We start from the raw sequence: 15,015 nt of genomic DNA, 5'->3' as shown, positions 1-15,015 counted from the left end.
TTTCCAATGAATCCAACCAAGCCTCGAGCACCCCGTATTCTAGCGATCAACGTATCGCTTCGCCCAAATTCACCGGTGAAAATATTCCCCGTGGGATTAGCTTACGTTCTCTCTGGCTTGTCCAGCCAAGGAGTCTCATTTGAGGTTTTCGACGTTGATGCGCTTAGGCCAAGCCCAGAGCAAATCATCAACCGCCTTTCCCAAGGCCCATATGATATTGTTTTGCTTGGTGCTATCGTCACAGGATACTCAACGGTCAAAAGACTGACAGCCGACATCCGCCGAACCAACCCTGCCGCTTTGATTGTAGTCGGGAACTCCGTGGCCTCTTCCATCCCCGAGATTCTGCTTAATCACACAGAGACAGACGTCGCTGTCATGGGTGAAGGGGAAGTAACAGCGCTTGAGGTGGTCAAGGCTTGGATGTCTGGCCGGGATATAGCAACTGTGGAAGGTGTAGCAGTGAAACGCGCGGGAAGGGTCGTTCGAACCAAGGATCGCCAGCTCATACAGAGCCTGGATGAGATCCCCCTGGACTACGACATCTTCAACGTCGAAACCTATATAGACGGGTTAAGGAGTCACCTGAGTGATCCGCTCCCCTTGCCCCGTGACCAACTCAGACCTTTCACCATCAATTCTGCTCGAGGGTGCATCAACCGTTGTGGCTTCTGTTATCACGTCTTTATCGGTTCACGCTTCCGCCACAAGTCCACAGAGGCTGTTCTGGCAGATATCCGCAGGCTCAAACGCCAATATGGAATAAACTACATTTGGTTGTGGGATGACCTTAGCTTCTATTCCCGCCGTCATGTGGCCGACTTTGTAGCAGGATTGGAGCGGGAACGCCTGGATATCTTTTTCGCTGGCAACATCCGGGCTAACCTCTTCCACGACGAAAGCGACCTCGAACTTCTGCGAAGAGCGAAAGCCGTTGGATGCGTCCGCTTTGGCTACTCCCTGGAATCTGCAAACGCAGAAATTTTAGCTGCCATGAATAAGAATAGCTCCCTTGAGCAGTTTCGGCGCCAAAAAGAACTGTTGGATGCTGCTGGTATAGCGTCCGCGACAAGCATCGTTCTTGGTTATCCCCAGGAAACACTCAAAACACTTGATGAAACCTTTGGTTTCTGTCTGGATATAGGGCTTTATCCCTCCAGTGGGTATTTGCTACCCCAGCCAGGTACGCCGATTTATGACTATGCCAAGTCCATCGGACGGATTACTGATGAAGAGGAATATCTTTTGGCCATGGGCGATCGGCAGGACTTGCGGGTCAACCTCACGGCAATGTCCGATTCTGAATTCGAAGGCGCTGTGCGCCAATGGCTTGCGCGTTTAAACCGTGAACTGAGGCTGGGGCTTTCTGATGACGGGCTAATCAAAACTCAATACTATAGGGCCGCTGGCATTTCTAGCGGGAATCAGTCCTCATAATCTCCTGGCTGGACTAGCCGAGGGTTCAGTAAAGCGACTCCCTGAATCGCGGTGATGGGTGTATCCCATCCGGCGACTAGCTTGTTCCGGTAAGGCTCTATGTCCACCTGCCGGTGACAGCTCCCTAATCCAGACTGAGGTTTTCTTGGGCATGTCCCAGCTCTGATGCCGGGCCAGGTGGCACAAAAAAGATCTAGAAGCTCGGATTGAAGTAGATCGTAACTCGTAGCAAGTGTTTCGTCAGGGCCAAAAACAACGGGCTTTTGCGCAATGATGTCGCCTGTATCTAAGCCTTCATCCATAATGTGGATGGTAACCCCCGGCTGGGTGTTTTCTGCGAAACTCCAAAAATTTGGATCGGCACCGCGATTAAATGGAAGATAACCGATATGCAGGTTGATGAACCGCCCAGATGCCAGCGACAAAACCCCTGAGGATACGATATGCCTGTAGCCGTGGCTAACCACTATTTCCGGAGAAAAAGCTTCATAATGTTCCACGCATAAGGGCTTGATCACTGGCTCAGACATTTCTTCCCGGTCTAGTAGCCACGCATAAACTGGCGAGTGCCCTGGCCCAAGGAACATTACCCTCATATTTAAATGATATCAGCCTGGACACGGCCTGTCAAAATGGACGGCAGCTCCAAGGAGACTCCTCGCATGAGTACGAAGCCATTTATCCCATATGGCAGACAATCAATAAACGATGATGATGTCGCTGCGGTTGTTGCGGCCTTGCGCTCGGACTGGCTTACTACCGGCCCACTCGTTGATGTCTTCGAGCAGGCCGTTGCATCCCGATGTGGTGCTTCCCAAGGGGTTGCCGTCTCCAGCGGCACTGCCGCTTTGCATGTTGCCACTGCCGCTTTCGATATCGAACCAGGTGACGAGGTGATCGTTCCGTCCCTAACATTTGCCGCCACTGCCAACTGTGTCGTCTACCAAGGTGCTACACCCATCTTTGCAGATGTTGATCCAGAGACGCTGCTCGTTAGTCCGAGCGACGTCGAAAGGCTCCTGACCGAGCGAACACGCGCCGTCATCCCCGTAGACTACGCAGGCCAACCCTGCGACTATAAAACATTAGCCCGGATTACTAACACTCGAAGCCTTCACCTTATAGCCGACGCTTGTCACTCACTTGGCGCCGAATTGAACGGGCGCCCTGTCGGAACTTTGGCTGACGCCACAGTGCTGAGCTTTCACCCGGTCAAGCATATTGCTACTGGGGAGGGCGGCATGGTCCTGACAAACGATTCCGTTGCGGCTAGCCGGATGCGTTGCCTGCGCAACCATGGTATGAACCTCGACGCTCGTTCCCGGGAGAAGGCTGGGACTTTTGGCTATGAAATCAAGGAACTTGGTTGGAACTACCGCCTCACGGATATCCAAAGCGCCCTTGGGATCAGCCAGCTCTCACGGCTCGACAGCTTCCTGGCCAAACGCCGGGATATCGCAGCTCGCTATAGCGATGCCTTCCTTTCCCGCAAGGATTTCACATTTCTCGCCACGCGTGATGGGGTTAGACACGCCCACCACCTCTATGTCATACGAATTGCAGATGAAATGCCGGACGGGATGCGAGACATGGTGGTCGGGCGTTTAAGGGCTGAGGGAATCGGAGTCAATGTACACTATCCCCCGGTCCACATGCACCCATTCTATCAAAGAAAATTTGGGTATGGGCCAGGAATGTGTCCTAACGCCGAAAAGGCAGCCAAACGAGTCCTTTCATTACCGCTACACCCAGGCCTTGATGACGATGCCGTGGAGCGGATTATCGATGCTACTCTCCGTACCTTCGACCACCTAATGTAGCAAATACGCCCTTCAGTCGTTGCCCACAGGGGACAACAACTCAAAACTCACTGGAGTCCCTCGGGGAATATCGCTTGCTGCACGGCGTCCAAGCACCACTTCCAAGAAACGTGGGGGGAGCCCATAGCCAGGTCTTATCGAACGGACGTTTAACTCGTCGAATACATCGCCTGCCCTCATGTCTTTAACGACGAACAGTGATCGACGAAAAACTCGACCCGGCAGTTCTGCATTCACGGGAGCGAAACGAACGCCACCCATGGATGTGGAAGCAGTCTTTACAGCTCGGACCATATCAGCAAACTCATGAGGTTCCAGGGAAAACATCGCATCTGGCCCGCCGTCGGATCGCCGCAGGGTCAAATGCTTTTCGACCAGACACGCGCCCAAGGCAACAGCGCAAACAGGAACGACAATGTCGAGGCTATGATCGGACAAACCTGCGACGGTTCCAAATAGCTGACTAAGCATCGGTATTGTTCGCAGGTTCATGTCCTCAGGCTGCGCCGGATACGAACTCACGCAACGAAGCAAAGCAAGGGGACCAGCACCTCCTTGGCGCAGTACCGTTACTGCCTCCTCGATTTCCGCCAAACTGGCCATTCCCGTCGACAGCATCACTGGCTTTCCTGTTGCCGCAATCCGTCGCAGGAGAGCTAAATCAACGATTTCAAATGAGGCAACTTTGTGGACGCTTACAGACAGGGATTCGAGGAAATCCACTGCGGTCTCGTCGAAAGCCGACGAAAAGGCTCCCATCCCCAGATCTCTTGCGGCCTTGAACAATTTCGGCTGCCACTCCCAAGGGGTGGCGGCCTCCGCGTAAAGATCGTGGAGTGTACGCCCGCCCCAGGGAGTGTCTTTGATTCGAAACGGCGCAGTGTTGCAGTCGATGGTCAAGGAATCTGGGGTGTAGGTCTGTAACTTAATGGCATCCGCACCAGACTCGAAGGCCGCCTGGACTAGGGCCAGAGCCCGCTCGAAATCTCCCCCGTGATTCCCTGATAATTCCGCCACAACATAGACCTGCAGGCCTGGCCCAATGTCCCGACCGTCAATTGAAAAACCACTCATGGTCGTCTCCCTCTAAGCGCTCGGACCACTCGGACAGCTCCCTGTCCATCGCAAAGGGTACGGGCTCGATTGATCAATCTCATCCTGCGCCGAGAGTCGCTGGCAAGAGACAATACAAGCTCGCGAATTTCCACTTCAAAGCTCGGCCCAGTGTATGTGAGCCCCTCTGCCGCTCCAGCCGCAAGCAATCCATGAAAGATAATCTCTTGATTGGGAACGGTCACTACTAGGATGCTGGCCACTCCCAAACATGCCAACTCCCAACTTGTGCTCCCTGCAGCTGATACGGCTATGTCCGCCCAGGCCATAAGTTGTGGCATTTCCACGCCAAGACGTCGGCACTCAAAGCGGGGAGCAAACCTCTCTAAAGAGCTGGTCAGGCCTTCCGGGTCGGAGTGGTTTGGACCGATTGCGACGACAAACTGCCAATCATCCCCTGGCAGCAAGGACAATGCTTCCACAGCTCTTATAGTTAGTCCCGATGGGTCGGATCCCCCAAAACTCAGTAGCACTCTTCGCGCTTGAGAAGCCACCTCAGCATCTGCTTGGGCTGCAAGCCGGAACTCGCGCCTGATTGGCGCATACTTTGGCCCGAAGAGTCCAATCGCTCCGGGGCGCAGGTCGTAACCGAAATTCTCAGCTCCAATGCTGGAATTAAGCAGAGCGTCTGCGTGGTACACTGACTGATGGACGTAGTCGTCAATCAGTAACACCGGGGCAATACGGGCTGCTTCCTCCTGATAATCCAGAGAAAAATTGTACCCGTCGAGAGTAATCCAAGTATCTCTACCCGACGCCAGCTCTTTTAATATCGGGGCGATATCAGCAAATCCCAGCAGATGGGGGGGGGAAGCATGGACATCAAATCCCTCCTTGGCAAGACGCTGCGCCAAGGCCTCTCCTGAAAAATGCCCCACGAATACGGCCTCTCCCCCATCGTCCTCCCAAGCCTGGGCCAAGGCCAGACAACGCAGGACGTGTCCAGAGCCGATACTTGGCGTGGCGTCGGCCCTCAGAATAAGCAAGGGGGGAGGGATCATTCCTCCACCAGTTTCTGAACCACGTTACTGTTTATCAATGTCCATTCAGGATGGGCAGATAACAAATCCACTATGTCATCGAGTTTAAACCGGTCATTCCCGAAATGGGTCAATATGAGTTCTATCAGCTCGAAATCCTCGATAGTGTCTACGGTCAGCCGGTACTGAGGGCATTCTGAAACACGTTTGAGACATCTGACATTAAACATGTCTGAATTACGTTGGATGTAAGGTGTGACATGCTCCCTCCAAGTAATACGGGAATCCTCCCTCCAGGCTCGCTCCAAAGCATCACGACGGATTACTTCGACGTCCATACCCCGAGGAAACGTTCTTAATGGATGGACATTGGAAGCGTAGTGGACATCAGGTTGATTTCGTAAAAAAAGTGACAGAACCTCCTCGATCACTTCCGGGTCGATGAGCGGACAGTCTGAGGTCACTCGCACCACGGCGTCAGCTTCGAAAGAACGTGCCGCATCCATATAGCGGTCGAGCAGATCGTCCACGGCCCCCCTGAGGACAAACCTTCCTCTGGCCTGACAATGATCAACGATAGCGTTGTCCACTGGGAGAATAGTTGTGGCAGTCACCACTGCTTCTAGTCCCCTGACCCTTTCCACCCGCGCAAGACACCAATCAAGCATCGGACGACCGGCAATCTCTCGTAGGACTTTACCAGGGAGACGGGTGGAACCCATGCGTGCCTGAATCACTGCAATCGTTCGCATTAATCAGTACCGGCTTCAAACAGCACATCTAGGTGAGCGGCAAATGTTGCGCCGTCCCAATCTCGAACGACTTCTCGTGGCAGAACAAATGGATCAACATCAGGCCCGACAAGTCCCGGTGTTGTTGTGCAGGCAAAGGAGAAACCCAGCTTTTCCGCAATGTCCCGGGTATGCCGAGAATAATGGATGGTTCCACCGTAGGGGTAGGAGAAACACAAGGGGAATCGACCTATCAAGGATTCGAGATCTCTTGCAGATTGAGCAATCTCCGCAAGTTGATTCTCAGGGGGTAAAAGAGAGAGGATTGGATGGCTAATTGTATGGGCTCCAAAATCAACGAGGGAGTTGTGAGCAACGTCGCGAATCGCATTGGCAGTCAGGCAAGGTGTCACCGGGCCGAGTGGGACTCCTTCGCTTTTGGCGCGAAGCTCCTCAAGCCATACCCGGCGTTCTACATCTGGCAATGGAGGAAGAAGAGCCAGCAGTTCCCGATAAGCAGCATGCCGAGGAGTAGGGGCACCGGGTGATAGGAGAGTCCATTCTTTGTAGCGTTCAAAATCGGAAGCGTCCAAACACGAGAACTTACCAAGTTCAAATGTATAATGCCGATCCGTAGTCCGAAGATGCAGTTTTTCGGGTAGACGTCCCGGATGCAGCATGAGTCGTTCGAGTTCGTGCCACCAAAACTCTCGGCCCAGCATGCCTGTGGTAACAAAAACGGTTGCGGGAATCTCGCGCTGGGCCATGATCGGAGCAGCAATCTCGAGATTGTCAGCATAACCATCATCAAAAGTCACGGCCACAGCTCGTCTTGGCAGAATGCCCTTCAAGGATTGATTCACTAGTTCTTCTAGTGACATGGGGTAGCAGTTGGAGTCTAGGATCTCCATATGCTCGGTAAAGTGCTCGGGTGTCACTCCAAGCAAGGGAGGGTCATAGGCTTCTGGCCTAACGCGATGATAAAATAATATTAGTCCGCTGGACATGCCCCACCCGTTTGTAACATGAATATTCATGGTATTAAAACCAAACACAGAACTCCTGAGCGTATCCCAGAGGTTGTGAGCTGATTTCCATAGAACTCATAAAGCGTGAGCTTATCCCTTGCAATGAGAAACTGTTCAGGATCACCGGCGATTTAGTCAAGATGATTATCAAGCCAACATGCATTAATAATTCGGTTCGCTCTGGTGTTAATCTCCCAATGCTAGTGCCAGGCAATAGTTGAGATATTGGTCGAGTTCTAGCTTTGAGCTTCACGCGTACCTTGGTCCTGATATTATGTTGTATCCGGAGAATTGACCTGAACCCTATACAATGACCTCTCAAATTGAGATAACTCTCAGAACAAATGGTCAGAGGTGGTCCCCAATCCTCGGACAGGTGTATAAGGTGGAGCCAAGGCACACGGAGGGATCATGTCCAAGGGCAAGCGGACCCGTTACTCGGCTGAGTTCAAGGCGAAAGTGGCTAAAGAGGCCTTAAAGGGTGAAGAGACGCTGGCGCAGCTGTCCGTGCGATTCGGCGTCCACCCGAATCTGATCGCCCAATGGAAGAAGCTGGCGATGGACGGGTTGGTGGGTATCTTCTCCGGTAAGCTTGAACGGCCGCAGGAATTCAGCGAGGCGCAGATCAAGGATCTTCATGCCAAGATCGGCCAGCTGACAGTGGAACGAGATTTTTTGGCCAAAGCCTTCGGGCGTTGAGCCTCGCCCGAAGGAGAGGGATGGTCGAACCAAGCCATCCCCGGCTCAGTATCGTCAGACAGTGTCACCTGCTGGGCTTCAGCCGCTCCGGATTCTACTATGAGGAGACCGGGGAAAGCGTCCTGAACCATACGCTGATGCGACTGATCGACGAGCAGTTTCTCGAAACGCCGTGGTATGGACGACGGCAAATGGTGCGCCACCTCCGTCGCCTTGGTTACCACGTCGGCGGAAAACGGGTACGCAGACTGATGCGCAAGATGGGGCTGATGGCGATCTACCAGAAGCCGCGCACGAGCATTCCGCATCCCGAGCACAAGGTTTACCCATACCTGCTACGCGGGCTGGTCATCGAGAAGGCCAACCAAGTTTGGTGTGCGGACATCAGCTACATCCCGATGCGCCGTGTTTTTTTGTACTTGGTGGCGATCATGGATTGGCACAGCCGAAATGTTCTGACCTGGCGGCTGTCGAACACCATGGAGGCTGATTTCTGCGTTGCGGCCTTGGAAGAAGCATTTGGTCGGTATGGAACGCCGGACATCTTCAACACTGACCAGGGAAGCCAGTTCACTAGCCTGGATTTCACCCAGGCCTTGAAGGACGCCAACGTGCGGATATCCATGGATGGACGTGGCCGTTGGATGGACAACGTCATGATCGAACGACTGTGGAGATCCCTGAAGTACGAGTGTGTTTATCTACGGACTTTTGAAACGGGGAGCGAAGCAAGATCGGGTATCGGCAAATGGGTCGGCTACGACAATGCCAACCGGCCGCACTCCAGCCTGGACGACATGACGCCCGACGAAGTGTATTCCGGGAACCAGAAGCCGGGGCCGGGATTAAATCCGTCCCTGGTAGGCTTCAAGGCGGCATAATGGAACAACAGGTTCCACCTTATCCAAGCCGTCAACCTGTCCGAACGACGGGGACCACCTCTTCCAATCATGTTGTCTCATGAACATTGGTTATAGGGTATAAGCAAGTTCGGGCTAATCAGACAATAACTAGCTAAACAGTTCATAGTCTGGTTTGGTGGGGCGGGCATCCCGACCAGAGCTACTTGATTTAGGTAAGAGGGGGTTTTTCTGGTAGTATACAAACTTAATTCAAACCAATATCTGGTCCAGCGGGGCAGCTTCAGTAAGAGGATTTCTATTTCATAGGGTGGAATGGTGGTCTGATCAGTAGTGATATATTTATCGTTCGCTTGGATTTAGCAATGTTGCGGCTTGTTGTTGAGCCTGGATATTCCCCGCATTCCCCAGGCGTCATGGCCGTTCTCGACGGTTTCGAATCCTACCGTCGCTGCTGGGCCTAAGAGTCAGGGCTAACGCTGCGGGGTGATGGACATAAATCGCATGCTAAAAAAAGGTTTCCCGATGCCAAAGGCTACTAAATCGACCGTTATTTCCCCGAAAGTGTCCATCGTCATGCCCTCGCATAACCACGGGGCGTACATTGGGGGAACCATCGCGGCCATCATGGCCCAGACATTCGCGGACTGGGAACTCATTGTCATGGACTACGCCTCCACGGACGCGACCTGGGATATTCTCGACTCGATCGATGACCCGCGCGTGATAGCAGTTCGATATCCGGAACCTGGGATGGGAAAGGCCCTCAACGAGGGTTTTAGGCGCACGCGGGGGCAATATGTCTGTTGGCACCAGACAGACAATGTCCCCTATCCTGACTGGCTGGAAACCATGGTGCGTGAATTGGATGATAACCCTGACGTGGGATTCGTCTACTCAGACTTCGAGAACATTGATTCCATGGGCAGATCCCATGAAATCCTGCACTATGGGCCCTTCGATCCGGACCGGCTCCTCTCCTACTGTTTGGTGGGACCGACGTTTCTTTACCGCCGGGAAGTGTACGAAACAGTTGGCGATTATCTGGAGTCGCATCCACGCGACGATCACGACTACTGGGTGCGCATCTGGCAGCACGGCTTTGTCATGAAAAATCTGCCTGTGAACCTGGGAGCCAACAGGATGCATCCCAACACACGCATGTGTCGCATGCGCGAGGAGTACGACAACTCGCTCTACGACATCATCGGTCCCAATATCCACATTGCCCAGAAGCGCGGGGAAGAGGTCTTCCGGGTCAGGGACCGTTCCCCGGACGTACTGGAGGCTTTTGGAACCGGCTATGCCCGGCTGCGCAGCCGCATCCGTTATTTCTTGGGATTCTTCATGCATGGCAGGCCTGGCATGAAGCTAGCGGTGCTGGGGCTCGGCCCGGTGGAAAAAGTGGTGCTGGACATACTCGACGAGCTGGGGGCGCTGCCTGGAGTACTTGGCGAGGGCCGATACTTCGCAATCCCATTCATGGACGAGGAGAGATTCGGGAACTGGGGCGGAGACTACGTTCTAATCTGCGGCTTCGACCCGGATGGTGCGAAACAGGCCGCCCTTGTGGGCCGGGGGATCCCACGGGAGAAAATAGTGCATGTATTTCTGCCGGAGTGTCAGGTTGGGGAGTGCTGATCATCCAGTTTGTGGGACGTAAGTAGAGAAAACGCTCAGATCCCGACACCACCGGCGGAGTGGAGAATATCCCTCTCAGCCAAGCAATAGTTTTCGCGAAGCTTGCGTACAATATTCTCACAACCAGGGTACGGAGGAACGAAGACCGCCAATCCTTTCGGTAGGTCGTAGAGGTCGACTGCGTTCAAGGCGCGAACGTATACTCCAGGAGCGTATTCCAACCCGACCCGCTGCGGTCTGTCGTCCAGGAATAAGCGCCAATCGAAATCCTCGAAAGCAAACCCCATGAGTCCGAGGTATTCCTCGAAGGTGGGCCGAAAGAGCGCCGGAGCTCCAGCTAGTGGCCGTCCGGTTCTTTTTGCCACATCCAATGCGGACTGGAGAGGAGCGACTTTCTCCAGAAGGTGGGGAAACACCAGGGGTGAGCAATCGAAGCGTTGGTTGCACGAGCGGCAGGAGAGTTTGAATACCTCGAACTGCTCACAGACAAAGTTGCCGTAAATGTTGGCCGCGCCGCACCTGGGGCATGTGGTGGAGAGTTCGTGGACATGCCTCCCTTTCACTTTGTCGAATCCGATATCTTTCGCGCTTGCCTCGCAGAACATACGCTTCGCCACCTTGAGATCCGCTATTCGTCCGACGACGGATTCCAATTCAGCATCCCCCATGGTGGTCATGTTTGGAGGGGGGCATCCCTGTTCGATGAAGGCCAGCTTGTCGTGGATGATTCCCCGGGAGAGGCACTGTTGGTAGATCACTGAGCCAGGGTATGGGATCACGAGATTCATGGCGAGGTGGTAGTGGGGATTTCGCTCCCACCAGTCGAGTGATTCCTTGGCCGTTTTGAGCGTTTCGGCAGGATCACCAAACAGGAGGTTTCCCTGGATGCCTATGTTCTCAGCCTGTGTCTGGCTGAGTGCGGACTCCACTTCAGCTACTGTGATGTGCTTGCGCATGCTTTTCAGAATCGTCGGAGAGGCGGACTCAATGCCGTAGCTGATGTAGAAGAGGCCGGCCTCCTTCATGGATTTCAGTGCATCGCGGGTTATGCCGCTGACCCGCAACTGGGCGATCCAGAGCAGATCCCGCTCGCGCATGCGGTTGCAGAAATCTTCAAGCCAGGGAGAACTCGTCGGGAATAGCTCGTCGAGAATCGCCAGCATGTTGATGCCGTAACGCTCGCGGTAAGAGTCCAGTTCGATAAAGAAGGACTCGAGGCTGCGCCTCCGGTATTTCTTGCCCAGTGGGTGATAGCAGAACGTGCAGCTGTACGGGCAGGAGCGACTGGAGATGACGGGAAGAAGGCGGGGCTTGTCGAAAGGATAGAGATAGTAGTTGTCGCCAGGCCTTTGAATGTCCAGGTATGATTCCACCCCGAAACTGTCGTAATCCGGGAAAGGGGCTATATCCAGATCGGATATGGACGGGCGAACCTTCGTGAGGCTGAGTGTTCCGGACTCATCTCGGTGGACGATGCCGGGTACATCGGCGAGATTCCCACCGTGGGAAAGGCATTCCACCAACTCCGTTGAAGTGAGTTCGCCTTCTCCGATAACTCCCGCAGTCAGCCCCAGAGCGTTCAGCATGAGTTCGGGTTCGCTGGAGACGAGGCCTCCTCCGGCAACAGTGAGCACGTCCTTCCTGCCCAGCCTTGCAGAGTCGAAAACCTGTCGCACCGCCCAATAATGGGCAGAGAGTCCTCCGCTCATGACTAGATCGATGTCCAGAGAACGTACCGCCCTGGACACGGTTTGCTCGGGGGATGTGTCAGTGTGGTTGAGGTTCAAACATTCGACGTCGAACCCTTTGCGCTTCAAACAGGCCGATACGTAGCTCAGGCCCAAGGGGAACTCGTAGTAGTCGCCCGCCTTGGCCACGAAACGGGGGGCAACGATGAGGATTCTCATGATGCGGCTCGAGCGGGCTCCTGCTTTTGTTCGCCAGTGTCGGCTTCAGACGTTTGACATGCTTCAAGCCCTGAACGCAATGAACTTCTCCAGGAGAGACCAGCCCTGTTGCTCGAATGCTTTGGCGTTTCAGTCGTCCTGATGTCCGGCTCAACTCGCGGCGCGAATAGTCTTGCCAGGTGACTCCAGGCGCATGAGGTACTCATACACCATCTCGATTGGGTGGGACTGCATGAGTTCCACCTGTACCTTGTTGAAAGAGTAGTGGTGAACTACAGAGCGTCTTGCCACTATGGTCTTAAGGTGCCCGTCGCGGACGAAGCGGTTGATGATGGATTCATCGAACTTCTTTTCGCCGTCCGGAAACCACTCGTCTTCGAGATTGTACGGATACGCCTTGTCCATGACTCTATAGTCATAGAGGCAACAGTTTATGCTCAGATGAGAACCGGGGCCTGTGGAAACATGATAAGGCTCGGTGACGGTTGCCAGGTATTTGGATATCAGGTCATCATTCAGGACCTTCTCCCAGATGAACTGATGGTATTGGATGTTCGTGCCGATATGGCCGCCGCGCACCCAGATGTCCTTGTACTCGTCGCCGTAGAGATTCCCAAGGGCATCCCAGAGGATCTTAACCCCCATGGTGTTGATGGGCACCATCGGCGTGACCATTCCTGCCTGCGGGTCATCCTGGTATTTTTTGAAGCCCTCCAGGATAGGCGGAAGCCAACCCGGGGTTACGAAGATATCGTCGTCCATCTTCAGGATGACGTCCTTGAAGTGTCGCTCGTGCACAAGGTTCTGCATGTGGGCCACGCAGGGATTGTGTCCGGGAGGAGAGCAGTGAACGTCCTGGATAAGTCCTGGGTATTTCTTGACGTATTTTTGAATGAGAAGCAGATGTTCCCCGAAACTGGCATTGGCCAGAATGTATATCTTTTTGAAAGAACGCAGATCAGTGTAGCGTTCCAGGCAGCGCAAGGTAATGAGCAGATTTTTGACGCCACGGAAGGGGTGGGTCAATATCATGAGTACGGGCTGAATTTTGGCCTGGGCGATGTCCACGGTTTTCATAAGCGCTCCTTGCTTCGCGTTGCCAACGAGAAGCAAGGAGCGTGCCGAGGTAATATTTGCCCTGGCACCAGGGCTGGAAATGTCTTTCGCGCGGATACGCACTCGTGCTATAAGACAAGAAATCCTTACCGTTCAGGAGTAGTCATGCCAAGCGTTCAGCCGTTCACCATCCTGGCCCTGGCGCCCTTCGCGCCGGTGGCCGCCCAAGGTTACAAGCCGCGCGTGGTGGAGACCGACCTCTATACCTTAGACGATGCCCTGGCCCAGATGGCCCCAAGGTTCTGGGTAGAACTCTCCAAGGACGTCTGCCCCGAGGCCGGGCTGGATGTGGCTGTTTCGAGCCTTTCCGGATTCAAGCCAGAGAATGTGGTGAAGAACACGCCATATCTCGCCGACCTGGATGCCTGCCGCTCCTACCTTGCTCAGGCCAGGGCCTCGGGCGCCCAGCCGGACAAGGCCGCAGCCGACATCCGGGCGCAATGGCCGGGCCTGCCCCTGGATTTGAGTATCGCCCAGGCAGCGCAGCAAGAAACGGCCGACACCGGGGCCATTGACGATATCCTGTCCATGGTGGCTGTCGACGGAGCGCCGTCCCAGGCGAGTGGAGGCTCCGGGTTGGCAGGCTGGCAGGCCCAGGTCGAGACGCTTGTGGCGCGGGCCGTGGCTGGAATCTTCGCGGACCCCAACTTCAGGCTCTACGAATCAGCCTGGCGCGGCGCCGAGTGCCTGGCCCGCAAGGCTGGACTGAAGGAAGGAGGGCGGGTCCGGCTGAAGCTCTGCTCAGTGTCGCCAGAAAACCTGGCGGACGCGCTAGGAGCCCTTGCCGTGGAGCTGATCGAGGACACCCCACACCTGACTGTCATCGACCACGGGTTCGACAATTCCCCGGCCAGCATCGAGCTTCTCGAGCAGGTTCTGGCGTTTGCCGACACTTTGTTGGCCCCTGTGGTGGCGGAACTGTCCATGACATTCTTCCGCATTGGTGCCTGGCGCGAACTCTCCAAGCTCGGCTACCTGAAGAGCGCCCTGGAGGACGCCCAGTTCGTCAAGTTCCGCAAGCTGCGCGACCATCCCGGCGCGTCGCGGCTCATGCTCACTTTGAATCGTTTCCTCACCCGCGCTCCGTATGGCCCGGGCAATCCCGCCCGCCCGGTCGTGTTCACCGAAGAGTCCCCGTTGTGGCTTTCTCCGTGCTGGGGGGTGGCTACCCTGGCTGCCAAGAGCGTGGCCGCCTACGGCTGGCCGTCCAGGCTGGCGGACTACCGCACCGTGTTTGTGGAAGAATTGGCCGTGGCCGACTCAGGAGATGGGCCGGCGGCCACAGAGGGGCTCTTCGACGAGAACCGCATCGCCGAGCTCATGGAAGCGGGGATATCCCCGCTGGTCGGGGGCCGAGGCAAGGACGTGACCATGTTGCCCAGGCAGACTTCCCTGGACGGCGGATCATTCGTGTTTCAGCTCTTCTTCGGTAGGATAGTGAGCCACTTGTTGCAAACGCGCGAGTCCTCGCCGGATGCCGTGCAGGAAGATCCGGCGGCAATGGTGACCAGGGCGCTCTTGAACCTCTTCAACCAGACCGATCAGGTCCCGCCGGCGGATTTGACCGTTACGGCCGGGGAAGAGAAGGACGGGCGCGTGCCGCTGACCATCTCCTTCACCCCGCCCAGGGCGGTCATGGGCGGGGAACGCCTCACATTCGGTTTCGGGTGGTAAGAGCCAAGC

12 protein-coding genes are annotated in these 15,015 nt (G+C 55.0%); 5 read left to right on the top strand and 7 right to left on the bottom strand.

Annotated elements, in window-relative coordinates:
• Nucleotides 1-6: 6 nt before the first annotated feature.
• Nucleotides 7-1,437 (top strand): B12-binding domain-containing radical SAM protein, encoded by a 1,431-nt coding sequence (locus tag HY795_03485; GenBank protein ID MBI4804277.1) that lies wholly within the window; start codon nucleotides 7-9, stop codon nucleotides 1,435-1,437.
• Here HY795_03485 and HY795_03480 read toward each other — a convergent pair.
• On the bottom strand, nucleotides 1,425-1,967 hold the full coding sequence (locus tag HY795_03480) for a formyl transferase (protein MBI4804276.1): 543 nt from the start codon (nucleotides 1,965-1,967) through the stop codon (nucleotides 1,425-1,427). The genes HY795_03485 and HY795_03480 overlap by 13 nt on opposite strands.
• 132 nt (nucleotides 1,968-2,099) lie before the next feature.
• Between HY795_03480 and pseC the strand changes: the two genes are divergently transcribed.
• Nucleotides 2,100-3,257 carry a UDP-4-amino-4,6-dideoxy-N-acetyl-beta-L-altrosamine transaminase gene (gene pseC, locus HY795_03475; GenBank protein ID MBI4804275.1) on the top strand — a complete coding sequence of 386 codons (1,158 nt, stop codon included), beginning with the start codon at nucleotides 2,100-2,102 and terminating at the stop codon, nucleotides 3,255-3,257.
• A 12-nt stretch (nucleotides 3,258-3,269) separates the two neighbouring features.
• On the opposite strand, the gene pseI is transcribed toward pseC, so the two are convergent.
• The 4 genes from pseI to HY795_03455 are packed head-to-tail and all read right to left on the bottom strand — an operon-like array spanning nucleotide 3,270 to nucleotide 6,899.
• Entirely contained in the window at nucleotides 3,270-4,331 is a 1,062-nt protein-coding gene (gene pseI, locus HY795_03470; GenBank protein ID MBI4804274.1) for a pseudaminic acid synthase, read from the bottom strand.
• A complete protein-coding gene (gene pseG / locus HY795_03465; protein MBI4804273.1) occupies nucleotides 4,328-5,371 on the bottom strand; it encodes a UDP-2,4-diacetamido-2,4,6-trideoxy-beta-L-altropyranose hydrolase in 1,044 nt (347 codons plus the stop codon). Before pseG ends, pseI begins: the two co-directional genes overlap by 4 nt.
• The gene (locus HY795_03460; protein MBI4804272.1) at nucleotides 5,368-6,102 is read right to left on the bottom strand and encodes a glycosyltransferase family protein; all 735 of its coding nucleotides are present in this window, start codon (nucleotides 6,100-6,102) and stop codon (nucleotides 5,368-5,370) included. Before HY795_03460 ends, pseG begins: the two co-directional genes overlap by 4 nt.
• A complete protein-coding gene (locus tag HY795_03455; GenBank protein MBI4804271.1) occupies nucleotides 6,102-6,899 on the bottom strand; it encodes a polysaccharide deacetylase family protein in 798 nt (265 codons plus the stop codon). The genes HY795_03460 and HY795_03455 overlap by 1 nt, the downstream gene beginning before the upstream one ends.
• A 621-nt stretch (nucleotides 6,900-7,520) precedes the next feature.
• On the opposite strand from HY795_03455, the gene HY795_03450 reads away from it, so the two are divergent.
• Both HY795_03450 and HY795_03445 read left to right on the top strand, forming a co-directional pair.
• A protein-coding gene (locus HY795_03450; GenBank protein MBI4804270.1) for an IS3 family transposase occupies nucleotides 7,521-8,689 on the top strand; the annotation gives its coding sequence in 2 pieces (ribosomal slippage) (nucleotides 7,521-7,779 and nucleotides 7,779-8,689; 1,170 coding nt in all).
• A gap of 504 nt (nucleotides 8,690-9,193) precedes the next feature.
• Nucleotides 9,194-10,309, top strand: coding sequence for a glycosyltransferase (locus tag HY795_03445; GenBank protein MBI4804269.1), 1,116 nt, complete (start codon nucleotides 9,194-9,196; stop codon nucleotides 10,307-10,309).
• A gap of 35 nt (nucleotides 10,310-10,344) precedes the next feature.
• Here the strand turns inward: HY795_03445 and HY795_03440 are convergent, their stop codons facing one another.
• Both HY795_03440 and HY795_03435 read right to left on the bottom strand, forming a co-directional pair.
• Nucleotides 10,345-12,216 (bottom strand): B12-binding domain-containing radical SAM protein, encoded by a 1,872-nt coding sequence (locus HY795_03440; GenBank protein ID MBI4804268.1) that lies wholly within the window; start codon nucleotides 12,214-12,216, stop codon nucleotides 10,345-10,347.
• A 150-nt stretch (nucleotides 12,217-12,366) separates the two neighbouring features.
• On the bottom strand, nucleotides 12,367-13,293 hold the full coding sequence (locus HY795_03435; GenBank protein MBI4804267.1) for a hypothetical protein: 927 nt from the start codon (nucleotides 13,291-13,293) through the stop codon (nucleotides 12,367-12,369).
• Between the two features lie 144 nt (nucleotides 13,294-13,437).
• Here HY795_03435 and HY795_03430 point away from each other — a divergent pair, with 144 nt between their 5' ends.
• Nucleotides 13,438-15,006 (top strand): type VI secretion system contractile sheath large subunit, encoded by a 1,569-nt coding sequence (locus tag HY795_03430; GenBank protein MBI4804266.1) that lies wholly within the window; start codon nucleotides 13,438-13,440, stop codon nucleotides 15,004-15,006.
• Nucleotides 15,007-15,015: the final 9 nt, after the last annotated feature.

The sequence above is a fragment of the Desulfovibrio sp. genome, from assembly GCA_016208105.1.
GTDB lineage: Bacteria > Desulfobacterota > Desulfovibrionia > Desulfovibrionales > Desulfovibrionaceae > Fundidesulfovibrio.
The sequence above is the reverse complement of the archived record's forward strand: the minus strand, read 5'-3'. Positions and strand labels throughout refer to the sequence as shown.